This window comes from Paucibacter aquatile, assembly GCF_002885975.1.
Classification (GTDB): domain Bacteria; phylum Pseudomonadota; class Gammaproteobacteria; order Burkholderiales; family Burkholderiaceae_C; genus Paucibacter_A; species Paucibacter_A aquatilis.
Genome location: NZ_POSP01000003.1, coordinates 2742688 through 2766219, shown reverse-complemented (window position 1 = coordinate 2766219; position 23532 = coordinate 2742688). Strand labels below are relative to the sequence as shown.

The 23532-nt window shown below is 67.1% G+C and carries 19 protein-coding genes; 9 read left to right on the top strand and 10 right to left on the bottom strand.

All coding sequences use genetic code 11. From position 1 onward, the window contains the following. Window positions 1-46: 46 nt before the first annotated feature. The 5 genes from C1O66_RS15025 to C1O66_RS15005 all read left to right on the top strand — a co-directional run bounded on the left by C1O66_RS15025 (window position 47) and on the right by C1O66_RS15005 (window position 4928). On the top strand, window positions 47-652 hold the full coding sequence (locus tag C1O66_RS15025) for an RNA polymerase sigma factor (RefSeq protein WP_102768624.1): 606 nt from the start codon (window positions 47-49) through the stop codon (window positions 650-652). Beyond that, a complete protein-coding gene (locus tag C1O66_RS15020; protein ID WP_102768623.1) occupies window positions 649-1296 on the top strand; it encodes a hypothetical protein in 648 nt (215 codons plus the stop codon). The genes C1O66_RS15025 and C1O66_RS15020 overlap by 4 nt, the downstream gene beginning before the upstream one ends. Continuing rightward, window positions 1293-2684 carry a serine hydrolase domain-containing protein gene (locus C1O66_RS15015; RefSeq protein WP_102768622.1) on the top strand — a complete coding sequence of 464 codons (1392 nt, stop codon included), beginning with the start codon at window positions 1293-1295 and terminating at the stop codon, window positions 2682-2684. Before C1O66_RS15020 ends, C1O66_RS15015 begins: the two co-directional genes overlap by 4 nt. A 153-nt stretch (window positions 2685-2837) precedes the next feature. Beyond that, entirely contained in the window at window positions 2838-3437 is a 600-nt protein-coding gene (locus C1O66_RS15010; RefSeq protein WP_102768621.1) for a LysE family translocator, read from the top strand. Between the two features lie 9 nt (window positions 3438-3446). Further along, window positions 3447-4928 carry an aminotransferase-like domain-containing protein gene (locus tag C1O66_RS15005; protein ID WP_243392809.1) on the top strand — a complete coding sequence of 494 codons (1482 nt, stop codon included), beginning with the start codon at window positions 3447-3449 and terminating at the stop codon, window positions 4926-4928. Here the strand turns inward: C1O66_RS15005 and C1O66_RS15000 are convergent. Continuing rightward, window positions 4907-5431, bottom strand: coding sequence for a flavin reductase family protein (locus tag C1O66_RS15000; RefSeq protein WP_102768620.1), 525 nt, complete (start codon window positions 5429-5431; stop codon window positions 4907-4909). The genes C1O66_RS15005 and C1O66_RS15000 overlap by 22 nt on opposite strands. 122 nt (window positions 5432-5553) lie before the next feature. Here C1O66_RS15000 and C1O66_RS14995 point away from each other — a divergent pair, with 122 nt between their 5' ends. Continuing rightward, a complete protein-coding gene (locus C1O66_RS14995; RefSeq protein WP_102769668.1) occupies window positions 5554-6540 on the top strand; it encodes a M48 family metallopeptidase in 987 nt (328 codons plus the stop codon). Window positions 6541-6558: 18 nt separating this feature from the next. On the opposite strand, the gene C1O66_RS14990 is transcribed toward C1O66_RS14995, so the two are convergent. The 3 genes from C1O66_RS14990 to C1O66_RS14980 all read right to left on the bottom strand — a co-directional run bounded on the left by C1O66_RS14990 (window position 6559) and on the right by C1O66_RS14980 (window position 9824). Beyond that, the gene (locus tag C1O66_RS14990; protein ID WP_102769667.1) at window positions 6559-7200 is read right to left on the bottom strand and encodes a Crp/Fnr family transcriptional regulator; all 642 of its coding nucleotides are present in this window, start codon (window positions 7198-7200) and stop codon (window positions 6559-6561) included. Window positions 7201-7374: 174 nt separating this feature from the next. Further along, entirely contained in the window at window positions 7375-8070 is a 696-nt protein-coding gene (locus C1O66_RS14985) for a helix-turn-helix transcriptional regulator (protein ID WP_108724348.1), read from the bottom strand. Window positions 8071-8288: 218 nt separating this feature from the next. Beyond that, a complete protein-coding gene (locus C1O66_RS14980; protein WP_207795958.1) occupies window positions 8289-9824 on the bottom strand; it encodes a peptide MFS transporter in 1536 nt (511 codons plus the stop codon). 284 nt (window positions 9825-10108) lie between these two features. Between C1O66_RS14980 and C1O66_RS14975 the strand changes: the two genes are divergently transcribed. From C1O66_RS14975 to C1O66_RS14965, 3 genes are all read left to right on the top strand, one after another. Then, window positions 10109-10570, top strand: a complete 462-nt coding sequence (locus C1O66_RS14975; RefSeq protein ID WP_102768617.1) for a Cd(II)/Pb(II)-responsive transcriptional regulator — start codon at window positions 10109-10111, stop codon at window positions 10568-10570. Next, window positions 10567-11106 (top strand): DUF4124 domain-containing protein, encoded by a 540-nt coding sequence (locus C1O66_RS14970; RefSeq protein WP_102768616.1) that lies wholly within the window; start codon window positions 10567-10569, stop codon window positions 11104-11106. The genes C1O66_RS14975 and C1O66_RS14970 overlap by 4 nt, the downstream gene beginning before the upstream one ends. Window positions 11107-11372: 266 nt before the next feature. After that, window positions 11373-12152, top strand: coding sequence for an AraC family transcriptional regulator (locus C1O66_RS14965; RefSeq protein WP_102768615.1), 780 nt, complete (start codon window positions 11373-11375; stop codon window positions 12150-12152). Between the two features lie 23 nt (window positions 12153-12175). On the opposite strand, the gene C1O66_RS14960 is transcribed toward C1O66_RS14965, so the two are convergent. From C1O66_RS14960 to C1O66_RS14935, 6 genes are all read right to left on the bottom strand, one after another. Next, window positions 12176-14320 (bottom strand): prolyl oligopeptidase family serine peptidase, encoded by a 2145-nt coding sequence (locus tag C1O66_RS14960; RefSeq protein WP_207795957.1) that lies wholly within the window; start codon window positions 14318-14320, stop codon window positions 12176-12178. Then, window positions 14320-17139, bottom strand: a complete 2820-nt coding sequence (locus tag C1O66_RS14955; protein ID WP_165794627.1) for a TonB-dependent receptor plug domain-containing protein — start codon at window positions 17137-17139, stop codon at window positions 14320-14322. Before C1O66_RS14955 ends, C1O66_RS14960 begins: the two co-directional genes overlap by 1 nt. A gap of 225 nt (window positions 17140-17364) precedes the next feature. Further along, window positions 17365-18786, bottom strand: a complete 1422-nt coding sequence (locus tag C1O66_RS14950) for a M16 family metallopeptidase (protein ID WP_102768613.1) — start codon at window positions 18784-18786, stop codon at window positions 17365-17367. Window positions 18787-18812: 26 nt separating this feature from the next. Then, entirely contained in the window at window positions 18813-20204 is a 1392-nt protein-coding gene (locus C1O66_RS14945; RefSeq protein ID WP_102768612.1) for a M16 family metallopeptidase, read from the bottom strand. A 48-nt stretch (window positions 20205-20252) separates the two neighbouring features. Then, the gene (locus C1O66_RS14940) at window positions 20253-22415 is read right to left on the bottom strand and encodes a prolyl oligopeptidase family serine peptidase (RefSeq protein WP_102768611.1); all 2163 of its coding nucleotides are present in this window, start codon (window positions 22413-22415) and stop codon (window positions 20253-20255) included. Window positions 22416-22551: 136 nt separating this feature from the next. Further along, complete coding sequence (locus tag C1O66_RS14935; protein WP_102768610.1) at window positions 22552-23508, bottom strand: DMT family transporter; 957 nt, start codon at window positions 23506-23508, stop codon at window positions 22552-22554. Window positions 23509-23532: the final 24 nt, after the last annotated feature.

Sequence of the window (23532 nt, the reverse complement as noted above, 5' to 3'; positions counted from 1 at the left end):
AGGCGCTGGCGCGCCTCGTGTTCAACGCCCGAGCCTGGACCCTTGCATGAAGAACAACAACCCCGAGCCGCCGCCGCCCCTTCCGCCGTCCCTCCCGCTGCCACCCGCCAGCGCCGAGCTGCAGGCCGAGCGCTACCGCCAGGCCCTGGCCCTGCACGGCGCCGAGCTGGCCCGCTTCATGGTGGGCTACGAGCGTGACGAGGCCAAACGCCAGGAGCTGAACCAGGAGCTGCAGCTGGCCCTCTGGCAAAGCCTGGCGGCCTTTCAAGGCAACTGCAGCCTGCGCACCTGGGTTTACCGGGTGGCGCACAACGTCGGTGCCAGCCATGTGCAGGCCAGCCTGCGCCGCTTCGAGCGCCAGGGTCTGTGCCTGGATCTGGAGCAGCTGCAGGAGGCCGAATCCCAGATGCTCAGCGACCAGGGCGCCGCCGTGCACAACACCGATCGCCGCCTGGACCTGGACCGCATCCTGGCCTGGATCCACCGCCTGCGCATGCCCGACCGGCAGCTGATGCTGCTCTACCTCGAAGGCCTGGACGCCGCCGCCATCGGCGAGGTCACCGGACTCAGCGCACGCCATGTCGCCACCAAGATCCACCGCATCAAGGCCTTGCTTGCCGCCAAGCACCAGGCCGGGAGGACTGCTCCATGAACCATCCGCACAAGCCTGACGCCTTGCCCGCCTCGGGCGAGCCCTGGCAGCAGCTCTGGCACGCCCAGGCGCTGTCGCCCCTGGACTTGAGCGCCGACGAGTTGCGTCGCCGCTCCAGCGCCCTGCAGAGCCGCGTGGCACGGCGCAACCGTGTCGAGTACCTGGCCGGAGGCCTGTTCGTGATCCCCGTCTACGCCTTCTACATCTGGCTCTTCCCCTTCTGGCTGACCAAGCTGGGCGCCTTGCTGGTGGTGCTGGGCACCCTGGTCGTGCTGCAACAACTGCAACGCCGCGCCTCCTGCCGCGCGCTGCCGCCCGAGGCCCTGGGCCAGGACTGGGCTGCATTTCACCGCGCAGAGCTGCTGCGCCAGCGCGATGCGGTGCGCTCGGTCTGGCTCTGGTACATCGGCCCGCTGCTGCCCGGCTTCTGGCTGTTCCTTTGGGGCCGCGAAACCGAGCTGGCCGGCCGCGGCATGGAGACGATGTTCACGCTGACGCATGCCGCCGCCCTCTTGCTGTTCATCGCCATCGTGGCGTTGAACTTGCGTGCAGCGCGGCGCTACCAGCGCGAGATTGATGCCCTGGACCGGCAGTTCGCGCCGGCCCCTGCAGATGAAGCACCTCATCCCAAGGAGATGTCATGACTCAGGGTCCTTGGGCCACGCTGGCCCTTTCCAGCCTGCTGAGCCTCTTCCCTGGCCTGGCTCAGGCCGACAGCGGCGTTGCCGCGCCGCAGGATTTGCAAGCGCTGCTGGCGCAGCGTTTCACGCAAGACCGTACCGGCGTCTGCGTGGTGGCCGCCCGGGTCGAGAAGACACAGGTGCAGCGCGCCCGCTTGTGCGCCCAGCCACGCCGCGAGGGCATGGAGCCCGGTTTCGACAGCCGCTTCGAAATCGGCTCCATCAGCAAGACCATGGCAGCAGTGCTGGCCGCAGATCTGATCCGCAAGGGTCGCTGGAGCCTTGATGATCCGATCGCCAAGCATCTGCCCGCGGGTACCAAGCTACCGCGCCAAGGCGAGCGCCAGATTCTGCTGCGCGATTTGCTGACGCACAGCTCCGGCCTGCCGGCGCTGCCTCCCGGTTTCGCGCCGAGCCAGCCGGCCAATCCCTATGCCGATCTGAGCGAGGCGCAGCTGCTTACAGCGCTGGGCCGGGTGGAGCTGACGGTGCCCATCGGCAGCCGGGTCGAGTACTCGAATTTCGCCATGATGCTGCTGTCCCTGGCGCTGGCGCGCAGCCACGGGGGCGATTTTGAGCGCGCCCTGGCAGGCGGTTTGTTCGAACCCTTGCAGATGCACAGCGCCAGCATCAGCCGGCCTGGCCGACAGGAGGCGCCAGAAGCCCGCGGTCATCTGCCCTCGGGGGCTCAGACTGCGGCCTGGACCATCACTCCCAATCTAGCCGGGGTCGGCATGGTGCGAGCCAGCCTCGACGATATGGTGCGATATGCCCAGGCGCAGCTCGGGCTGCTCGCAGACGTGGCGCCCGAGCTGCAGGACAGCATGCGCCTGAGCCAGCAATCGCTGACGCCGCAGTTCGCCATGAGCTGGATGCGGATGCCAGTGCCGGGCCGGCCGATGCTGGTCCATGAGGGCGGCACCGGCGGCTTTTCCTCTTTGATCGCCCTGGAGCCCGAGGCGGGGCGCGCCGTGGTGCTGCTGGCGGACACCGCGCTCTCGGATCTCGGCGGCCTGGGCGATGTGGCGCAGGTCGCGCTGGGTTTGAGCGATCGCCCACTGCTGCCGCGCCGCGTGCAGGTTGCCGCCCCGGCGCTGCTCCAGGCCCTGGTCGGGGACTATGTGCTTGGCGGGCTGCCTTTGCGCATCTGGCGAGAGGGCACGCAGCTGATGGCACAGGCCCAGGGCCAAGCGGCGTTTGCGCTGGACCAAGACAGCCGGGGCGACTTTTTCCCGCGCACCTTTGGTGCCCTGCTGACCCCGGTGTGGGAAGCCGGCCGTGTGGACCGGGCTATCTGGCGGCAGGGAGGCGGAGCCATGGAGCTACACCGTCAGCCACGGGCCGTGCCGTAAAAGGTGCCGCTGCCGGCGGCTGTATCGCTGAGGGCACTGATACAGCGCAGCGCGGGTGGGCGCAGCTGTGTCTTGGCCGCGAGTGGCTCGCCCCCTACGCTGGCGCCAGGCCGTTGAGCCTGGCCCGAAACGTAAGAAAGCGAAGCCCCCGCCATGCTGTTGTCCCCCACCGAGCTGCTGCCCCTGGCCAGCTACTGCCTCCTCATGTCCAGCACACCCGGGCCCAACAATGTGATGCTGGCCACCGCAGCGGCCAATGCGGGCTACCGCCGTACCTTGCCGCAGATTCTGGGCAGCAACAGCGGTGTGGCCTTGCAGACCTGGCTGACTTGCATGGGACTGGGCAGCTTGTTCGCAGCCTACCCGGTGCTGCACCAGCTGCTGCGCGTGCTGGGCACGCTCTACCTGGTCTATCTCGCCTGGCAGCTCAGCGGCTTGCGCATCGGCGCGGCGCAGCAGGACGCGCGGCCCTTGAGCTTTGCCCAGGCCGCGCTGTTCCAGGCCGTCAATCCCAAGAGCTGGGTCAAGGCCATCACCCTGGCCACGGTGTTCATGCCCAGCGGCTTGGACACCTGGGCCGGCGCCAGCCTGGTGGCGGTGGTCGGCGTGCTGGTCGGACTGCCCAGCTCGACGATGTGGGCCTTGTTCGGCGTGGCGATCCGCCAGCTCTTGCAGGACCCGGCCAAACGCCGCGTGTTCAATCTCTTCATGGCGGGCTCTTTGGTCGTTCTGGCCTTGAGTCTGCTGCGCTAAGCTCGGCCGATGTTGATTCCTCTGGACCGGAACTCTCCCATCGCTCTGGGTGATCAGATCGAGCTGCGACTGCGCGAGCTGATCGCCGGGCGCCAGCTGCCGCCCGGTGCCCGTCTGATGTCCATCCGGCAGTTGGCCAGCAGCCTGGCCGTCAGCCCCAACACCGTGGTCGGTGCCTACGACCGTCTGGTCGCTTCGGGCCTGATCGATGCGCGTGGCACGTCCGGCTATTTCGTCTGCGAGCCGCGCGGCGGTATGAGCCAGCTGCCCGATGCGGCGGCCTTGGAGGCCGGCGAGGAGCAGGAAGGCGTCTGGCTGGCCCAGCAGGCCAATGACCAGCGCAGCGGCGTGCTGCTGGCCAGCAGCGGCGCCCTGCCGCCGAGCTGGCTGGCCGATGCCATGCCGGCCAGCGTGGTGCAGCGCGCCCTGGCCCGCAGCACGGCCGGCCTGGCCTCGCGCTGCCCGCCCCAGGGCCTGCCCGAGCTGCGCGAACAGATCGCCCTTTTGATGCGCGGCCAGGGCCTGGCCGTGGATGCCGGCCGCATCCTCACCACCTACGGTGGCACCCACGCCATCGACCTGATCTGCCGTGCCTTTTTGCGCCCGGGCGACACGGTGCTGGTCGAGGACCCGGGCTACTTTCTGATGTTCGAACGCCTGCGGCAAGAGGGCTTGCGGGTGGTACCGATCGCGCGCCGGCCCGATGGGCTGGACCTGGCCGAGCTGGAGGCGGCCTGCCGCCTGCACCGGCCCCGCCTGCTCTTCATCCAGACCGTGCTGCACAACCCGACCGGCTGGAGCAGCAGCGCCGCCAATCTGCACCAGGTGCTGGTGATCGCGCGCCAGCATGGGCTCTTGATCGCCGAGGACGATGTGCAAGGCCATTTCCACCCGGGCCATGCCACCCGCCTGGCGGCCCTCTCGGGCCTGGATGGCGTCATCTACTACTCGAGCTTCTGCAAGGCCTTGAGCCCCGCTTTGCGAACCGGTTATGTGGCGGCCGACCCGGCCCTGCTGAAAGCCCTGCTGCGCGAGAAGATCTACGCCGTGCTGACCGGCGCCGCGCTCAACGAGTGGGTGCTGCTGGAGATCCTGCTGGCCGGCCGCTTGCGCAAGCATCTGGAGCGTTTGCAGGCCCGCCTGCTCCAGGCCCGCACGCTGAGCGCACGCCAGTTGGGCGAGGCCGGCATCGCCATGGACCACCCCGGCGAGGGCGGCCTCTTCCTCTGGGGCCAGGTGCCCGAGGGTGTGGACATGAATCTGCTGCTGCAGGACGCCTACCGCAACAAGATCCTGCTGGTCGGCGGCCCCACCTTCTCCAGCACCGGCCAGGCGCCGCGCCATCTGCGCTTCAATGTGGTGTTCAGCCAGCAGCCGCGGCTGGCGGACTATTTGCGCGAACGCCTGCAGGCCGTGGCCGAAAGCAGCGCCCTCCTGCGGCGCTTGCCAGGCGGCTCAGCCAGCCCGGCTCAGAGCGGCAACTCGGTGTAATAGCGGCCGCCGTGGAAGATCAGCGGCTGGGCGCCTTCGCGCCAGCTGCAGCTTTCGACCTCGCCGACGAAGATGACGTGGTCGCCTTCCTCGTACTGGCTGCGGTTGGCGCACTCGAACACGGCGGCCACACCGTCCAGCACTGGCGCGCCGCCGGCGCCTTCGCGCCAGGCGACACCGGCAAAGCGGTCGATGTCACGGGTGGCGAAGCGCTGCGACAGCTCTTTCTGGTCAGCCGCCAGGATGTTGATGGCGTAATGTGAGCCGCGGCTGAACACCGGCATGGAGCCGGCCTTCTGGCCCAGGCTCCAGAGCACCAGGGGCGGGCTCAAGGAGACGGAATTGAAGGAGTTGGCGGTCAGGCCGACCAGGCTGCCGTCGGGCGCACGGGCAGTGACGATGGTCACGCCGGTGGCGAACATGCCCAGGGCGGAGCGAAATTGCTGGCTGTCAAAGCCCGGACCGGGCGGGACGACAAGAGGAGAAGTGGGGGTCGCGGGCATGCGGCATTGTCGGCCATCCCTGCTTGTGCCTTCTTGCACGGGGGCATTTGTCGCCGGACGGCCTCAGAATGGCGCCTGCCCTGCTTGTTTTTGCCAACTTTGGCCGCATTGTCCTGAGCACCATGTCCCACCTCACCGATCCTGGTTTTTTCGATCCCGCGGCCGATCCGCATCTGCCCAGCGCGCCGGCCTATGGCTTCGGCCGCTGCCCCGATTGCGCGGCTGGCCGCTGCAGGCCCGAAAAGGGCTCGCGCCGCCTGTTCACCGGCCTGCTGGGCGCTGCCGCCCTGTCGCCCGCCCTGAGCGGCACGGCCTGGGCGCGTGAAGGCGTGGAGGTGGGGGGCCCCAGCAAGCTGACCAAGCTGGTGCCGGCCGAGCAGGTGGAGCAGGCCGGTGCGCAGCAGTACCAGCAGATGATGCGCGAGGCAGCCAACCAGCGCGCCTTGCTGCCCAACAACCATCCGCAGCTGATCCGCCTGCGCGAGATTGCCAAGCGCATCATTCCCCAGTCCGAGCCCTGGAACGCCCGCGCCAAGCAGTGGCGCTGGGAGGTCAATGCCATCGTCAGCCCGCAGCTCAATGCCTTCTGCATGCCAGGCGGCAAGATCGCCTTCTATTACGGCATCCTGGAAAAGCTCAAGCTCTCGGACGACGAGGTGGCGGCCATCATGGGCCACGAGGTCGCCCATGCCTTGCGCGAGCATGCGCGCGAGCGCATGGCCAAGACGGCCGCCACGCGGCTGGGTGCCAATGTCCTGTCCAGCCTGCTGGGCTTGGGCAATGTCGGCGACACCTTGCTCAATATGGGCAGCCAGCTGCTGACCCTGACCTTCAGCCGCGAGGATGAGAGCGAGGCCGATCTGGTCGGCCTGGAGCTGGCCGCGCGCGCCGGCTATGACCCGAGCGCCGGTATCAGCCTGTGGGAAAAGATGGGCAAGGTCTCCAAGGGCGCACCGCCGCAGTGGCTGTCCACCCACCCGGCCGGCCCGACCCGCATCCGTGACATTCAGGCCAATCTGCCCAAGGTCGAGGGCTTGTACGCCCGGGCCGACAAGCCCGCGCAGCGCTTCGAGGTGGCGCCGCCGCTGCAGATGCGACCGGCCTCTTGAAGCAGCGCCCGCGGCGGCTTACCAACGCGCCGGCAGGGTCTTGAGGCGGCGGTAGCGGCCGTTGGCCACGCGTTCGAGATAACCGCCCAGTTCCAGATCCTTGACCAGCTTGGACACCATCTCGCGTGAGCAGCCCAGGCGTTGGGCCATGGCCTGGTGGGTCAGCAGGATCTCGTCGCTGGTGGCGGTGGTGGTCTCCAGCAAGGCCTTGAGCCGGCCGTAGACATCGTTGAGCGCCAGCTGCTTGGTCGACAGCGTGGCGGCGCGGGCGCGCCGGATCACCTTGGTCAGCAGCTCGAAGGCGAACTCGGGGTGCTCGGCGATATGGGCTTGCAGGCTGGCGCGGGTGAGCAGCACACAGCGCGAGGCCTGCTCGGTGATGACGCTGGCCGAGCGCGGTCCGCCGTCCAAACTCATTTCGCCCACGTACTCGCCGGGGCCGTAGATGCCGTAGGTGACCTCGCGGCCGCGCGCATCGCAGCCGTAGGCGCGCAGGCTGCCGCTGAGGATGAGGTAGAGGCTGTCGCCTTGCGAGCCTTCCTCGATCAGCACGGTGCCGCGCCGGTAGCTGCGTGCCATGCCACGGGCGGCCAGCAGGCGAAGGCTGGGCGGAAGGTCGGCGGTGACCGATTCAAGGGTGGGCGTGTCGATGCTGTCCATGCGGGCTTGCTCGTGGGCGACGGCCGCCAAGGCCGCCAGCAAGGCCGGATGTTACGAGAGACACTGCGCAGAACAGTGGCGTTCGAGCGACGCCCCTTTTAGGGGCTTGCCCCACTGAGATTTTTGTAGATCGTGCCTTGCAGGCGGGTGCGCCTCAGCGCAAAGGCGTGGCGATCAATTGATCTTGTCCATGCGCAGGGCCGAGACCAGGGGCGGCAGCACCGCCAGCTGGCGCAGCAGCTCGCCAATGCTGTCGGCGCCCGATTTGGCGCGGATGCTCTGGATCTGGGTGCGCACGGTGGAGATGGCCACACCCTGGCGCTCGGCCACCGAGCCGGGGCGTGCGCCTTGGCTCAAGGCTTTCAGCACTTCGGTTTCGGTGGGCGTCAGGCCGTAGCGCAGGGCGAACCACTGCGTGGCCAGCTCGCCGCAGAGCTGGCGCCGCTCCAGCACCAGCAGCACGGCGGCCTGCGTGACGTTGCGGTTCAGCGGCACCACCACCACATTGCTGCTCAGTTCGCCCTCGCCCAGGCGCAGCAGGCAGCGCCGGCCTTCGTTTTCCGCCGCCAGCAGGGCGTCGTTGAAGGGCGTGCTGTCCTTGGCGTCGCGGCAGCGCAGCTGGTTGCCGCTGAGCAGCAGCGGGTGTTCCTCATCGAGGCTGCGGCGCGCGGCCAAGTTGCAATGCAGCACACGGCCGGAGGCGTTGAGCAGCACCACGCCGTAGTCCAGCTCTTCCAGCACCAAGCTCAGCCAATGGCTGCTCAGCGATTCGGCCTGGCGCCGTTCGGTGCCGGGGTGGCGGCTTGGCGTGATCGCGGATGCGAGCGAGGCCATGGCTGCTGCTGAAGAAGAAGAGTCTGTCGACCACATGCCGATCTCCTGGCTTGGCTGCGTGCGCAGGGCTCGGAGGGGCCGCCACACGCCGGGCTTCCAGCTTAGGCAGAGTGCGGGCTTGCGGAGGGTGAATGGTGATCTGTGCCGATGTGAAAGATTCACGCATCGGGGTCACAAGTTCTTGAAAAACCAAAGAAAAAGGCCCCGCAATGCGGGGCCTTGAGCCGGGACCTCCCGGATGTCGAGGGGCGGGCTCAGTGCACGCCGTGCATCTTCTTCTTCATCCAGGGCGACAGCGCCATCAGCACCAGGCCGGCGGCGGCCGGGATCACGGTGAAGATCAGGAAGAAGGTGGACATCGAGTAGGTCGAGGAGATGTAGTCGATGTAGGCACCGGTCTTGCCGGCGATGAAGTTGGCGATGGCCGTGTTCAGGAACCAGACGCCGAACATCAGGCCCAGCAAGCGCGCGGGGGCCAGCTTGGAGATGTAGGACAGGCCCACGGGCGACACGCACAGCTCACCCATGGTGTGCAGCAAATAGGCCAGGCACAGGAAAAGCATGCTGACCTGGGCCGTCTTGGCGCCCGAGGGGATGCCTGACGCGCCAAATGCCAGGGCCGCAAAGCCCAGACCCAGCAGCACCAGACCGACGCCGAACTTGACCGGGCCGCTCGGGTTCCAGTGCTTTTCCCACATCTTGGAGAACGCGGGCGCCAGGATCACCAGGAAGAAGGAGTTCAGCACGCCGAACCAGGTGGCGGGCACTTCGCTCTGGTCCATGGCGAACTCGCGGCCCAGCATCCAGATCACCAGGCCCCAGATCACGGCAAAGGCCAGGACCAGCAGCAGATTGCCCAGCCACTGGCTCTTGCCCGTGGCACGGTGCAGCTGGAACAGCAGCCAGGTCAGGATGGCCGCCGGGATCACCGTCATCAGTGAGTTGATGACCTTGAAGACCAGGCCGCTGGTGCCGACCAGGGTGCGGTCGGTGTAGTCGGCCGCGAAGATGGTCATGGAGCCGCCGGCCTGCTCGAAAGCGAACCAGAAGAAGATGGTGAAGAAGGCGAACACGAAGATGGCCTTCAGGCGATCGGCCACCACATGGGCGGGCGTGTCATCGGCTGCCTTGGCGGCGGCGGTCTTTTCCTTGCTCGGCGCGGTGCCGATGTCACCAAAGATGGCCTGGCTGAAGAAGAACTGCAGGGCGCCCAGGATCATGAACACGCCGGCCAGACCGAAGCCCAGGTTCCAGGACACTTTTTCGCCGATGTAGCCACACAGCGAGATGCCGAAGAAGGCACCGGCGTTGACGCCCATATAGAACAGGGTGTAGCCACCGTCGCGGCTGCCTTCGTTGTCCTTGTTGTAGAGCTGGCCGACGATGGCCGAGATGTTCGGTTTGAACAGGCCTGTGCCCGCAATCACCAGGCCCAGGCCCAGGTAGAAGGAAGGGATGGTCTCGAAGAACAGCGAGACGTGACCGGCGGCGATGATGAAGCCGCCCAGCACCACGGCGCGGCGGGTGCCCAGGTAACGGTCGGCCAGATAGCCGCCCAGGATGGGGGTGAAGTACACCAGCATGGTGTACCAGCCATAGAGCGAGGTGGCGTCGGCGCGGCTCCAGCCCCAGCCGCCCTTGGCGGTTTCCGAGATCAGGAACAGCACCAGCAAGGCGCGCATGCCGTAGTAGGAGAAGCGTTCCCACATTTCTGTGAAGAACAGGACAAACAGGCTGTTGGGGTGGCCGAGGATGGTGTTGGGCCCCGCAGTTTGAATTTTGGTGTTCAAACGACTCTCCGTTCTTGGTCTTGATGGATGACGTGCCTCGTGCCGACCCATGTCCCTCAGGGGCCCACAAAAGGCAAACCGCCTGGAGGGTCTCTCCTGGCGGCTTGGGCCGCTATTGTCGCTGTGGCCTGTTGCCTGGCTTGTTCGGGTTCCCACCAGGGGGCAACGAACCGGGGGGTGTCTTTTGGCAGGGGCGGCAGGACATAGCCTGGAGTAGCTCCAGACAATCAGCGCTATGCTTGCTCTTTCAGCTCAGACCGCCCGAATCACGGGCCTGCGACCTCATGCGCATCGGCGAACTCAGCAAGGCCACCGGCGTGGACATCGAAACCATCCGCTTCTACGAAAAAAGCGGCCTGCTGCCCGGCCCGGCGCGCAGCGACAATGGCTACCGCGACTACGCCCATGCGCATCTGGAGCGGCTGGCCTTCATCCGCCACTGCCGGGCGCTGGACATGTCCCTGGCCGATGTGGCCCAGCTGCTGGCCAGCCTGGACACCGAGGACGCCGAGCAGCTGGCCCAGGTCGACGGCCTGGTCGAGGCACAGCTGGCACGGGTGCGCGCGCGCCTGGCTTCCATGCTGGCGCTGGAGCAGCAGTTGGTGGCCTTGAAGGCGCGCTGCGACGGGCGCCACCATCTGCATCCACACGCGGCGGGAAGCCAGGCCTGCGGCGTGCTGCAGGAGCTGGTGGCCGCGGCGCACGGCGAGGCCTGCGCCTGTCACGAGGCGTTGATGAAGCCATGACGAAGAAGAAGACCTTGCGCGGCCTGGCCCTGGTTCTGTCTGTTCTGGCAGGCGTTTCTCAGGCGGGCGAGATCTGGAAATGCCAGCAGGACGGCCAGGTCCGCTACTCCGACCGCCCCTGCCCGGCCCAGGGCGACACCTTGTCGCCGCGTGTGCTGCAGCCCAATGTGGTGGCGGCCGAGCGGGCGGCATCGGGCGCCGCTGCGCCACGCCTGGTAGGCAATGTCTGCCCGGATGACATCGAGATCGCCGCCATGGAAACCCGCGCCACGACCAGCAGCCTGGGGCCGGCCGAGCAGCGCTTTCTAAAGGATGAGATCGGCCGCGCCCGCCAGTGTCGCCAGGGCAGCGCCCGCTACTCGGCGGCCGACTGGGCACTCAGTCGCCAGGCTCAGAGTGATCAGTTTCGCCCTGGCGCTGAGCCCGCTGCACGCCAACGGGCCGAAGCCATGCATCAGGCTGCGGCGCGGGTTGGCGGGCTGCGCCCGGAGCCACCCATGGCCGGCGCCTCGGCCCCGAGGCGCTCCAGTCCTTGAGGCCCCACCCTCGCCTTGTCAAAGGCAGGGCCTGACGCGCCGCGTCCGAGATGAGCGTATCGCGCCACTGCAAGAGCGATGGTTTTCCCGAGTTTGATTATAAATATATCAAACATATACTCGGTCTCAATGCCGATCGAAGCCGGCTCCTGAGGTTCTTTCGAAGTGGCATTGCATCGGGCCCGGCCTCTGCAATGGAATCCGCTTCATCGGTTCTTGACCCTGGTGATGGCCAGCCATGCCTTGAGTTCAATGGTGAAGTCGCCATGCAAAACAATGCCCTTCGCCTGTGCGAGCTGAGCCTGGTCGAAGCCTTGTTCGACCCGCTGCCCGACGTGGTGTTCTTCGTCAAGGACCGCGATGGCCGCTATCTGCGCGTCAACCAGACCTTGGTGCGGCGCAGTGCACAACGCTCCAAGCAAGCCTTGCTGGGCCGCACCTCCAAAGAGATCTTTCCCGGCGCCATGGGCGAGGCCTTCTGGGTGCAAGACCGCAGCGTCATCAGCAGCGGCGCGGCCATGCAGCGCCATCTGGAGCTGCACCTCTATGCCGATGGCGGCGCCGGCTGGTGCCTGACCCACAAGCTGCCGCTGCGCGACGAGCCTTGTGGCGAGCGAGCCGGCGCGGTGCTGGGCGTGGTGGGCATCTCACGTGATCTGGGGCGGCCCGACCAAAGCCATCCGGTCTATGGCCAGATTGCCGAGCTGGCACAGCAGATTCGCAGCCATTACGACCAACCCCTGCATCTGGGAGACTGGGCGCGTGCTGCGGGGCTGACGCTGGACCGGGTGGAGCATCTGTTCCAGCGCATCTTTCACCTCAGCCCGCGCGAGATGCTGCTGCAAGCGCGCCTCGATGCCGCACGGCGCCTCTTGGTCGAAGCGCCCGATCTGAGTGTGGCGGCCATCGCCATGCAATGCGGCTACAGCGACCAAAGCGCCTTCACCCGCCAATTCAAGGCCACCACCAGCCTGACGCCTTCGCAGTACCGGCGCCTCCAACAAGGGCAACAGCCCAGCGGCGCGCCTTGGCGCGCCGCGGCCTGATGCCAGAAGCCCTAACTTTGTTTTTACGGTGATGCTGGGCCGGGCTTGGGGCCCATCAGCTGCTCACGCAAGAAGCCATAGCTGAGCGCCCAGAGCTGGGCTTGCTGCGCCGGCGTCGATGCGCCCGCATGGCCGCCTTCGCGGTTCTCCCAGTACAGCACCGGCTGGCCCAGCTCCTGCAGCCGCGCCACCATCTTGCGGGCATGGCCGGGGTGCACCCGGTCGTCCAGGGTGGAGCTGGTGTAGAGCACCTTGGGATAGGGCTTGGCGGCGCTGGCGTTCTGATAGGGTGAATAGCGCGAGATGGTGGCCCATTGCTCGGGGATGTCGGGGTTGCCGTACTCCTCGATCCAGGATGCGCCCGCCAGCATGCGGTGATAGCGCCGCATATCGGTCAGCGGCACCTGGCTGACCACCGCGCCAAACAGCTCGGGCCGCTGCACCATGGCCACCGAGGTCAGCAAGCCGCCCAGGCTGCCACCCATGATGCCCAGGCGCGCCGGGCGGGTGATGCCGCGCTGAATCAGGTCTTCGGCCACCGCGATGAAGTCATCGAAGCTGCGCTGGCGATGTTCGCGCTGGGCCGACTGATGCCAGCGTGGGCCGAACTCACCGCCGCCGCGCAGATTGGCCAGCACATAGACCCCGCCGTGCGACAACCAGGCACGACCCAGGATGCCGCTGTAGCTGGGCTTCATCGAGATCTCGAAGCCGCCGTAGCCGTAGAGCAGGGTGGGCGCGCCGTCCTTGGGCATGTCACCGCGCGGCTTGACGATGAAGTAGGGCACGGCGGTGCCGTCCTTCGAGCGCGCCTGCAGCTGCTGCACCTCGTGTGTGCCGGCATCAAAGAACTCGGGCAGGGCCTGCAAGAGCTGGCGCTCGGCGCGCCCCACTTCGCCCAACTCCAGCCGGGCCGGGGTGAGGAAATCGCTGCGGGTCAGCAGGTAGTGATCCGCCTGCTGGCCCGCCAAGGCGCTGACACTCAAGCTGCCCAGATCACCCGCCGGCAGCAGCGCTTCTTGCCACTGGCCCTTCTGGTAGCGCCACTGCACCAGCTGCTGGCGCGCGTCCTCCATGCGCACGCCCAGCACTGCGCTGCGGGTGGCCACATGGCTTTGCAGCGAGCTGCGCGGCGTGGGCTTGAACAAGGTGTGGAACTGCCGCTTGCCGGCCGCCCAGTCGGCCCGCGCAATCGCCAGCAAGGAGCCGGCGGCATGGGTCTTGTCACCTAACTTCCAATCGGAGCGCAGCTCGATCAGCCACTGGTCGGCAAAAGGGCTCATGCTGGCATCGGCCGGCTTGCTCAAGGCCTGCAGGCGACCGTCTTTTTGCAGGACATGCTGCTCGCCGGCAAAGAAGCTGGTGCGACGCTCGATCACATGCACCCGCTCCTGGCCGATTTGCTCGGCCCAGGTCCAAACGCTGACGTCCTGCGGTGCCGCTTCGAACAAGAGTCGGGCCTGCGCCAAGGGCTGGCCCCGCTTCCAGAGCTTGACCTGGCGCGGGTAGCCCGAATCCGTCATGCTGCCAGCACCGAAATCGGTGGCCACACTGAGGGTGTTGCGGTCCACCCAGCTGGCCGAGCCTTTGGCTTCAGGCAGGGCGAAGCCGCCTGAGGCCGGCGCAACAAAGCGACGCGTGCCGAGGTCAAACTCGCGCAGCACATGGGCGTCGCCACCGCCCCGGCTCAGGGTGAGCAGGCAGCGCTGGGTCTGGGGAAGCAGGCAGTTGGCCCCTCCCCAGACCCAGGGCGCACCCTCCTCCTGGCTCAAACGGTCCACATCCAGCACGGTTTCCCACTGCGGCGCCGCGCTGCGATACGAGGCCAGCGTGGTGCGCCGCCACAAGCCGCGGGGGTGGGCCGCATCGCGCCAGAAGTTGTAGAGGTAGCCGCCCATCTGCTGCGCATGGGCGAGGCGCTTGGGTGAGGCCAAGACCTCGGCCAGGCTCTGGCTCAGCGCTGAATGCTTCGAGGCTTGCGGGCCGCCCTGCAGCGCCGCCAAAGTCGCCTCGTTCTGGCCCTGCACCCAACTGAGCGCCCGCTCGCCCTGCACCTCTTCCAGCCAGAGGTAGGGGTCTTCCCCGTTCGCCTGCGCAGAGCACAGACCCGACAGCTGCAGCAGCAAGGCCGCAGCAAGCGCGCGCAGCGCGGGTTTGGTGTCGTTCATCAGAAACGCGCCTCCAGATTGACCTTCAAGACCCGGCCGCCCAGCGGCAATGAAGAGCCGGGACGCAGTTCCACCAAGGGCTTCTGATTCAAAGCGTTCAGCACATTGGCGGACAGGGTGAAGTTCTTGAAGCCGCTGTACTGCAGCCACAGATCGGTGCTCAGCCAGGGCTTGATGCGGCAATCGGCCTCGGCCACGTCGCGCTCGGCGCAGCCTTCGATGCTGTTGTCCGTGTCCCAGTCCGCGGCGCTCAAGCGGGTGCCGGAGTACTGGTGGAGTCGGGCACCCAGCTTCCAGTCGGACAGGCCCCAGTTGATCTTGTAGATCGCATGCAGTCGCGGCGTGCCGCGGTAGCCGACACGGTTCTCGGTGTAGTCCTGGGCGCTGTGGTCCCAGTAGCGCACATCGAGCTGGTAGTTGGCTTCAATGCCCGCATCCAGCTGGCCCCAAGCGCCCAGCTTCCAGCGGCTGCGCAGGTCCAGATCCAGGCCCGAGACTTGGGTCTTGTTCATGTTCTGGTACTGCAGGCCCAGCGAGCGCACCGAGCCAACGGCGAAGCCGATGTCCTTGCCTGAGAGCTCCTTGACCCGCATGGCCAGGTCCTTGTCACGCGCCGAGACCGGGTCGCGCGGCAGCAAGCCGGCATTGGCGTCTTCATTGGCCAGCACCTCGTTGACATCGCGCACGCCGATCTCGTCCTTGCGCTGGATCTTGTAGTAGTCCAGCGTGAAGCTGATGTTGTCGGTCGGTTGGGTCACGATGCCGAAGGAGACATTGTTCGAGGACTCCGGCTTCAAGTTTCCATTGGGCGTGATGGCTGAAGGGAAGCTGGCCGAGCAACCCGAGTTGTAGGCCTCGGTGGCATCGAGCTGGTCGCTGGCATTGCCGGTCTTGAGCACCGCCTGCATTTGCTTGGCGGTGTCGCAGCGTTTCGGGTCTAGATAGCCGTTGTTGAACCAAGAGGCGCCGCCATTGCCGGTCTCGGGCAGGCTGGGTGCACGGAAGCCTTGGGTGACGGTGCCGCGCAGCATCAGCTCGCGCATCGGTCGCCAGGCCAGCTGCATCTTGGGCGTGACCGCGCCAAAGCCCTTGAAGACCTTGTCGCCGCGCAGGGCCAGCGTGGCCTCGATCTGCTTGGTGAAGGGCAGGTTCACTTCGCCGAACAAGGCGCCCACATTGCGCTTGCCCGAGATGTCCACACCCGAGAAGCTGACGATGCGCGCCTGCAAGATGTTGTCCATGCTGCGGTGCTCGAATTTCTCACGGCGCAGCTCAGCCCCGAGCGCCAGCATGATGGGTCCGCCGGGCAGGCGGCCGATCTCGCGCGAGCCCTTGGCATCGGCGAACTGCTGGGTGTAGGTGCCCGAAGAGCCCATCTCGGGGAACATCTTCTCCAGCAGCTCGCGCGGGTTGGTCTGGCCGAACTTGTAGGTGCCGCTGGTGATGGCCTCTGCGTAGCCGAAGCGGTCTTTGTAGAGGTGCTGACGCTGGGTGGCTTTGGACTGCATCATGCCCAGCGCGCCATCAAAATCCCAGCCCCAGGCCGAGCCTTCCACACCAGCCAACAGGCGGAAGTCGCGCGAGGCGCCGATGTTCTTGAACATGTCCGGGTGGTCCACAAAGCGGTAGTTCAAACCGATGGGGAAGCCGTAGGGGTTGTTCGGATGGTCGGCCGGCAGACGCGGGTCGGTGAAGCTTTGCAGCTCGCCCTTGATGCTGTCGTACCAGGTGCTGACGCTGCCCGGATTGCTGCGCGGAATGTTGGTGTGATAGTCGGCCTGGATGTCGGCGCCTTGGAACTCGGCAAAGGCGCTCAGGTCCTTGTTGATCGTCATGCGCGCGCCGGCCAGCAAGGTGACGCGCCGGGTGGCCGGGCGGGCGTCGCTGTCCTTCCAGTAGTCGTACTGGCAGACGCCGCCCATCAGGTCTGCTGCAGCGCAGCCCGGGGCCGGGGTGTTGATGCGGGTACCGGCCAGGGCCGGGTCCTTGTAGTCGGCTGGATAGCTGCCGGTGTAGTTGCCGGGGAAGGCGCCGGCCGAACGCTGGCCGCGCGCGGGGTTCTGCTCCAGATACCAATCGGGCAGTAGATCACGCACCGCGCTGTCTTTGTAGCTGCCGCGCTTGTAGACCTCCAAATGCGCGTAGGCGTTGAAGCCCTGCGTGGCCAGATTGCCGTGGCCCACGGTGACCGAGGCCTGCTGGTCGGCATCCAGGAAGCTTTTCTTCAAGTTGCGCTGCGCGCTCAGCTGCAGACCCACTCCGCTGAAGTCCTTGACGGTGATGACGTTGATCACGCCACCAATCGCGTCCGAGCCATAAATGGCCGAGGCGCCGTCCTTGAGCACCTCGACGCGCTCAATGATGTTGGCGGGAATGGCGTCGATATTGGTGAAGTTCAGCTGCAAGCCATCGGCAAAGCCGTAGCTGGCCAGGCGGCGCCCATTCAGCAGCGTCAAGGTGCCGCCGGTGCCCAGATTGCGCAGCGACACGCCCGAGGCCCCGCTGGCCCAGGAATTGGCGCCGCCCAGGTCGCTGATGGCGCTGCGGTCGTTGTTGCTCAGATTGGCCAGCACATCGCCCACCGTCAGCGCACCCGAGGCCTGGATCTCGTCCTTGCGCAAGACCAGCAGAGGCTGCGAGCTTTCTTGATCGGTGCGCTTGATGTTGGAGCCGGTGACCGTCACGCGATTCAGGGTCTGCGGCTCGGCCGCTGCATCCTTGCCTTGGGCATGGGCGGCAGGGCTGTGGCTCAAGGCCCAGCAGGCCATGGCCGAGGCCAGGGCGATGGACTGGAGTTGGGGGCAGGCCTTCTTGTTCATGCGTCTCCTCATGGTTCTTTTGGGGATCCGCTCAGAATAGAAAAACCGCCCTCCCTCGTCTTGATGGCAAACGGCAGCGGGCCGACCGAATTCGGCACAAAGTACCTGGGCTGGGCTAGCCCCGATTCATGCGCCCGGCCTTGTCCAGTTCGGGCCAAGGAAAAAAAAGGGCAGGTGCCTTGCGGCCCTGCCCATCTGTCCCGTGCTGAAGCAGCGCTGCGGTGATCAGCGGCTGACTTTGAACTCGCCGAATGCCTTCAGCTGTTCGGCCACTGCGCTCGGGTCGCCGACCACGATCAGGCTTTGCGTTTCGGGCGAGAAGTACTTCTTGCCAATCTCGCGCACCTGCTCGGCCGTGACCTTCTGGATCAGCGGCACATACTCGCCCAGGTACTCGGCCGGGCGACCGACCAGCCAGTTGTTGGCCAGGGTCTGGGCCACCGCGCCCTGCAGCTGGGTGGTCAGCAGGTAGGTGCCGGCCACATAGCGCTTGCTCATTTCCATCTCGTCCGCGGGCACCAGATCGCTGCCGATGCGGCGGTACTCCTTGATGAACTCCTGCAGCGCAGCGCCGGTCACTTCGTTGCGCACATCGGCACCGCCGGTGATGGCACCGCCGACGCGGAAGGAGCGGCCACCGGCACTGGCGCCGTAGGTGTAGCCCTTCTCCTCGCGCAGGTTTTGGTTCACGCGGCTGGAAAAACCGCTGCCCAGGATGGTGCTGGTCAGGCGCAGCGGCACCTGTTCGGCGCTGGTGGCGGCGATGCCGGGGCGGCCCAGGCGGACCGTGCTCTGCACGCTGCCCGGGCGCTCCAGCAGCAGGCGTTGCGGCGCGGCGCTGGTGGGCGCAGCGGCGATCTCGGCCGGCGCCGGGCCCTGGGCTTGCCAGTCACCAAAGGCCGCTTGGGCCTGCTTCAGTGCCTCGGCCGCGCTGATCTGGCCGGTGATGACCAGCAGGGCACGATCGGGGCGGAAGCGTCGCGCATGCTCGGCACGCAGGGCTTCGGCCGTGGCCGCGTTGATGCTCTCGGCGGTTTCCTGGCTGCGGCCGTAGGGGTGCTCGCCATAGATGGCCTGGCTCAGCGCCTTCTCTGCGCGGAAGCCGGGCTGGGCGCTCGCCACTTTCAGGGCTTGCAGGGCATTGGCCTTGGCCAGGGCCACCTCGCCCTCGGGGAAGGAGGGCTGGCGAGCCACTTCGGCCAGCAGGCGCAGCATGTCGCTGGCGTGTGATTTCAGCGCATAGGCATTGAGGGTGATGCCGTCGTTCGAGGCGCCGGCACCGACACCGCCGCCCATGCCCTGGGCGGCCTCGGCGATGGCGCGCGAGTCGCGCTTGGCCGTGCCTTCGTTGAGCAGGCCGGCCAGCAGCTTGGCGCGGCCTGGGGCATCGGCAGCGTCGGCGCCATAGCCGGCACCGCGCAGGGCCAGCACGAAGTCCACGCGGGGCAGGCCCTGGCGCGGCAGCACCCAGACCTCCAGGCCGTTGGCCAGGGTCTTCTTGCTGATGTGGGGCACGGGGATGGGCTTGTCCTGGCCGTACTTGGGCAGGTCGGCCGGCATCTTGACAGCTTCGGCGGCGCTGGCAGCCAGGGGCGCGACAGCCAGCACGGCGGCGAGCATCAGGGGAGTGAGCTTGAGTTGTTTCATGATGATGAAGGGCTCCGGTCTCGCATTCAGGGCTTGGCGCTGCTGGCGGCATCGGCCGCAGCGGCCGGGGCGGCCAGCATGGCGGCCGGCTTGCGGTCAATCACCGAGCGGTTGGCCACGGTCAGGTAGGTCTTGGCCGCGCGTTGCACGTCGGCGGACTTGACGCCCTCGATCCAGCCGGGGATCTTGTTGACCACCTGGGCATCGCCCCACAGAGTCTGCAGCTTGGCCAGGGTGTCGGCGCGGCTCAGGAAGCTTTCCAGGCCGTTGTACCAATCGGCCAGCAGACGGGTCTTGACGCGCTTGAGCGTGGCCTCATCGACGCCGTCCTTGACCACCTTGGCGATCTCCTCGTCCATGGCGCTCAGCAAGGCATCGGCGCTGCTGTCGGGCTTGTAGAGGGCGAACACGGTGAAGATGGTCGGGCCGTCGTACTCCCAGATGCTGGTCAGGCCGTACAGCGATTCCAGGTTCAGCGCCAGCTCGCGGCCCTTGACCAGGCTTTGGTAGAAGCGCGAGGCATCGCCGCCGGCCAGCAGCTCGCCGAGCACGGCCATGGCCGGCTGGTCCTTGCTGCCGCGTTCGGGCATCTTCCAGGCCGCAGCAATCGCCGGCACCTGGGCCAGCTTGTCGCTCTGCACCAGGCGGCGCTCGGCGGTGTTCAGGCCTTCGCTGAAATTGCTGGGCGCCGGGGTCGGGCGCTTGGGAATGGCGGCGAAATACTTCTCCGCCAGGGCGAAGGCCTTGGCCGGGGTGATGTCGCCGGCGATCGACAGCACGGCATTGTTGGGGCCGTAGTAATCGCGGTGGAAGGCGCGCACATCGTCGAGGCTGGCGTTTTCCAGGTCCTTGAAGCTGCCGTAGCCGTCGTGGTTGTTCTCCCACTTGTCAAAGGCCAGGCCGCCGATGTCGATCCACATGAAGCCGCCGTAAGGCTGGTTCTGCACATTGACGCGGATCTCTTCCTTGACCACGTCCTGCTGGTTCTTCAGCGTGGCCGGGTTGAAGTCCAGGGTCTTCATGCGGTCGGCTTCCAGCCAGAGGATGGATTCCAGGGCCGAGACCGGGGCGGTTTCGATGTAGTTGGTGAAGTCGGGGCGGGTGGAGCCGTTGTTGTTGCCGCCGCCGCCGGTGATCACCTTGTCGAACACGCCCTTGGGCGCGTTCGGTGTGCCCTGGAACATCAGGTGTTCGAACAGGTGAGCAAAGCCGGTGCGGTTCTTGGGTTCCAGCCGCATGCCCACGTGATAGACGACGCTGACGCCGACCGTGGGGGAGCTGTGGTCGGGCGAGACCAGCACGGTCAGGCCATTGGCCAGCTTCTTGCTGGCGACTGGCACCTGCCAGCGGTCGGCGGCTTGCGCCGCCAACGACAGGGCCAGCCCTGCGAACAGGGCAATCAGGGAATGCTTGCGCATGGGCACCTCGTTGAAATCAGGGGTTAGGGTGGGTTCCGCGCTGAAGGCTCAGGGCAGAGGCATGTTGAAGGTGTGGGCGAAGAAGGCCAGCATGTCGGCACGCTCCTCGATGATCTTGGAGGTGGGCTTGCCGGCGCCATGGCCAGCCTGCGTCTCGATGCGGATCAGCTTGGGTGCCGGGCCGGTGTCGGCCGCCTGCAGGGCGGCGGTGTACTTGAAGCTGTGCGCTGGCACGACGCGGTCGTCGTGGTCGCCGGTGGTCACCATGATGGCCGGATACTTCACGCCCGACTTGATCGTGTGCAGGGGCGAGTAGGCCAGCAAGGCCTTGAACTCCTCGGGGTTCTCGGACGAACCGTAGTCCGGCACCCAGGCCCAGCCGATGGTGAACTTGTGGAAGCGCAGCATGTCCATCACGCCGACCGCCGGAACGGCCGCGCCGAACAGCTCGGGCCGCTGGTTGACCACCGCGCCGACCAGCAGGCCGCCGTTGGAGCCGCCGTTGATCGCCAGCTTGGCCGGCTGCGTGTACTTCTGCGCCACCAGCCATTCGCCGGCGGCGATGAAGTCGTCGAACACATTCTGCTTCTTCAGCTTGGTGCCGGCTTCATGCCAGGCCGCGCCGTACTCGCCGCCGCCGCGGATGGAGGCCAGCACGTAGACGCCGCCCATCTTCATCCATGCCGCCGAGGTGATGCCATAGCCCGGCGTCATCGAGGCATTGAAGCCGCCGTAGCCGTAGAGCAGGGTCGGGTTCGTGCCGTCCAGCTTCAGGCCCTTCTTGTGGGCGATGAAGATGGGGAAGCGCGTGCCGTCCTTGCTGGTGACGAACTCGCGGCGGGTTTCATACTGCTCGGCGTCGAAGGCGGTTTGCGGGCGCTTGAACAGGCTGAGCTTGTTGCTGGCCACGTCGTAGCGGTAGATGGAGCTGGGCGTCGTCAGGCTGGTGTAGCTGAAGAAGGTCTCGCGGTCCTGCACGCGGCCGCCAAAGCCGCTGGCGGTGCCCACGCCGGGCAGCTGCACCTCGCCCTGCGGCTTGCCGTCCAGGCCGTGGCGGCGCACCAGGGTGGAGGCGTCGCGCAGATAGCTCAGCAGCAGGCGGCCGCCCACGGCGGAGGCGCCGGTCATGGCGTCGGGGCCTTCGGCGACCAGGGTCTTCCAGGCTTCCTTGCCCGTGCCCTGCAGGTCGATGGCCACCAGGCGGCCGCGCGGCGCGTCCTTGTTGGTCTTGACGATCAGCTGTTGGCCGTTCACGCCGACCGCCTCGTAGGCCGCGTCGAAGGCCAGACTGATGGCCTTGGGCTCACCGCCGGCAAAGCCACCCTTGACCAGGGGCAGCACCATCAGGCCGTTCTTGGAGCCGCCCTTCCAGACATTGATCACCAGCAGCTTGCCGTCATCGGTGACGCTGCTGTTGAAGCCCCATTCTTTCTCCTGCGGGTTGGCGGCCACCAGCACATCGGCCGATTGCGGCGTGCCCAGGCGGTGGTAAAAGAGCTTCTGGAAGTAGTTGGCGCCGGTCAGCGCCGCGCCTTCAGCCGGGGCGTCGTAGCGCGAGTAGAAGAAGCCCTTGCCGTCCGGCGTCCAGGTGGCGCTGGAGAACTTCACCCATTCGATGGCATCGGGCAGGTCGCGGCCGGTGGCGAGGTCACGCACCTTCCAGGTCTGCCAGTCGGAGCCGGCCTTGGAGCTGCCGTAGGCCAGCAGTTTGCCGTTGGGCGAGGGGGCATAACCGCTCAGCGCCACGGTGCCGTCCTGGCTCAGGGTGTTGGGATCCAGGGCGATGCTGGGCTGGTCTTTCAGCGACTTGGCGGTGTAGAGCACCGATTGCTGCTGCAGGCCGTTGTTGCGGGTCCAGAAATAGCGGCCGCCTTCCTTGAAGGGCACGCCGAACTTCTCGAAGTTGTAGAGCTCGGTGTAGAGCTTGCGCACCGGCAGGCGCTGCGGCATGGCCGCGAGGTAGGCATCGGTGACCTGGTTCTGGGCCTTGACCCAGTCCTTGGTCTGGGCGCTGTTGTCGTCTTCCAGCCAGCGGTAGGGGTCGGCCACGGTGGTGCCGTGGTAGTTGTCGGTCTGCTCGACCCTGGCGGTCGCGGGGTAGCTCGGTGTGCTTGTTTGCGCGAAGCTGGCGCTGCTGCTCAGCAGGGCCAGGCAGGCGATCACCAGGGCCTTGCTCGCGGGTAGACGGGCGGGCCGGATCTTGTTCGTCATGGCGGGTATCTCTTTCCAGAACTCAGGGCTCGGCGCGGTCGGCGCGAGGCTGCGGCATTCTGGCAAGGATTGAAAACCATGACGAAAGGCATTCCCCGATTTGCTCTGCGGGGAAACCCGGGGGGGTGAACAGGCCTCAGCGCGCTTTCTGGCTCCAGAGCACGCCAGCGGCGATCAGTCCCATGCCGATCAAGGTCACGCCATCGGGCTGCTCGCCGAACAGCGGGATGGCCAGCAGCGTGGCCAGCACCGGGGTCAGGGCGCCCGCGGTGGCGCTGCGCTGCGCGCCCAGGCGGGCGACCGCCAGGCTGTAGCTCAGGGTCGAGATCAGGCCCACGCCGATGCTTTGCAGGCCCAGCTGCAGCAGAAGTTGCGAGCCGCTCAAGCTCGGCAAGGCCAGGCCGCCGCTCTGGGCCCAGTGCCAGGCCAGCAGGGGCAGCAGCAGGCCGAGCGACACGGTGGAGATCAGCGTGGCCGCCTCCAGCGGCGCCAGCTTCGCCTCACGCAGGGCCAGGGTGTAGGCCGACCACATCAGGCTGCCCAGCAGAAAGAAGGCATAGCCTTGCGCCAGATCGGCATGGCCGGCCTTCAGGGCCAGCAGGGTGGCCACGCCGGCGGCGATGCACAGCAGGGCCGGCCAGCGCGACAGCGCCGCGCGGCCGTGCAGGGCGGCGGCCAGCAGGGCGGTGAACAGGGGCAGGGTGCCGGGGATCAGGGTGGCACCGTCGGCTACCGGCGCATGGCGCATGCCCCAGCCGGCGATCAAGAAGTAAGGCAGGCCGGCGCCGGCCACGATCAGCAGCCACAGCCGCGCCGGTACGGCGGCAAAGCGGGCGCGGCGCTGCCAGAGCAGGGGCGCGAACAGCAGGCCGGCCGGGCCGAAGCGCAGCAGGGCCAGCTCCACCGGCGGCAGGGCCACGCGCGCGCCGGCACGCAGCGAGATGAAAAAGCCGGCCCAGATCACCAGGGTCAGCGCCAGCGCGGCCCAGCCCAAGGCTTCGCCCTGATACCAGGCTTGCGTCGGCCGGCGTGCACCGAAGGATTGCGAGGGCAGGCCGGCGGCGGCGAGATGGGGGCGGGGCGTGGGATTCATGGCGGGCGGCGAGCGGGATCGGTA

Coding starts and splice junctions, on each gene's coding strand:
- C1O66_RS14955 (WP_165794627.1), bottom strand. CDS start 17,139: ATGAACAAGAAGGCCTGCCCCCAACTCCAGTCCATCGCCCTGGCCTCG.
- C1O66_RS15010 (WP_102768621.1), top strand. CDS start 2,838: ATGCTGTTGTCCCCCACCGAGCTGCTGCCCCTGGCCAGCTACTGCCTC.
- C1O66_RS15025 (WP_102768624.1), top strand. CDS start 47: ATGAAGAACAACAACCCCGAGCCGCCGCCGCCCCTTCCGCCGTCCCTC.
- C1O66_RS14995 (WP_102769668.1), top strand. CDS start 5,554: ATGTCCCACCTCACCGATCCTGGTTTTTTCGATCCCGCGGCCGATCCG.
- C1O66_RS14965 (WP_102768615.1), top strand. CDS start 11,373: ATGCAAAACAATGCCCTTCGCCTGTGCGAGCTGAGCCTGGTCGAAGCC.
- C1O66_RS14945 (WP_102768612.1), bottom strand. CDS start 20,204: ATGCGCAAGCATTCCCTGATTGCCCTGTTCGCAGGGCTGGCCCTGTCG.
- C1O66_RS14985 (WP_108724348.1), bottom strand. CDS start 8,070: ATGTGGTCGACAGACTCTTCTTCTTCAGCAGCAGCCATGGCCTCGCTC.
- C1O66_RS14975 (WP_102768617.1), top strand. CDS start 10,109: ATGCGCATCGGCGAACTCAGCAAGGCCACCGGCGTGGACATCGAAACC.
- C1O66_RS14990 (WP_102769667.1), bottom strand. CDS start 7,200: ATGGACAGCATCGACACGCCCACCCTTGAATCGGTCACCGCCGACCTT.
- C1O66_RS14940 (WP_102768611.1), bottom strand. CDS start 22,415: ATGACGAACAAGATCCGGCCCGCCCGTCTACCCGCGAGCAAGGCCCTG.
- C1O66_RS15000 (WP_102768620.1), bottom strand. CDS start 5,431: ATGCCCGCGACCCCCACTTCTCCTCTTGTCGTCCCGCCCGGTCCGGGC.
- C1O66_RS14960 (WP_207795957.1), bottom strand. CDS start 14,320: ATGAACGACACCAAACCCGCGCTGCGCGCGCTTGCTGCGGCCTTGCTG.
- C1O66_RS14935 (WP_102768610.1), bottom strand. CDS start 23,508: ATGAATCCCACGCCCCGCCCCCATCTCGCCGCCGCCGGCCTGCCCTCG.
- C1O66_RS15005 (WP_243392809.1), top strand. CDS start 3,447: ATGTTGATTCCTCTGGACCGGAACTCTCCCATCGCTCTGGGTGATCAG.
- C1O66_RS14950 (WP_102768613.1), bottom strand. CDS start 18,786: ATGAAACAACTCAAGCTCACTCCCCTGATGCTCGCCGCCGTGCTGGCT.
- C1O66_RS14970 (WP_102768616.1), top strand. CDS start 10,567: ATGACGAAGAAGAAGACCTTGCGCGGCCTGGCCCTGGTTCTGTCTGTT.
- C1O66_RS15020 (WP_102768623.1), top strand. CDS start 649: ATGAACCATCCGCACAAGCCTGACGCCTTGCCCGCCTCGGGCGAGCCC.
- C1O66_RS15015 (WP_102768622.1), top strand. CDS start 1,293: ATGACTCAGGGTCCTTGGGCCACGCTGGCCCTTTCCAGCCTGCTGAGC.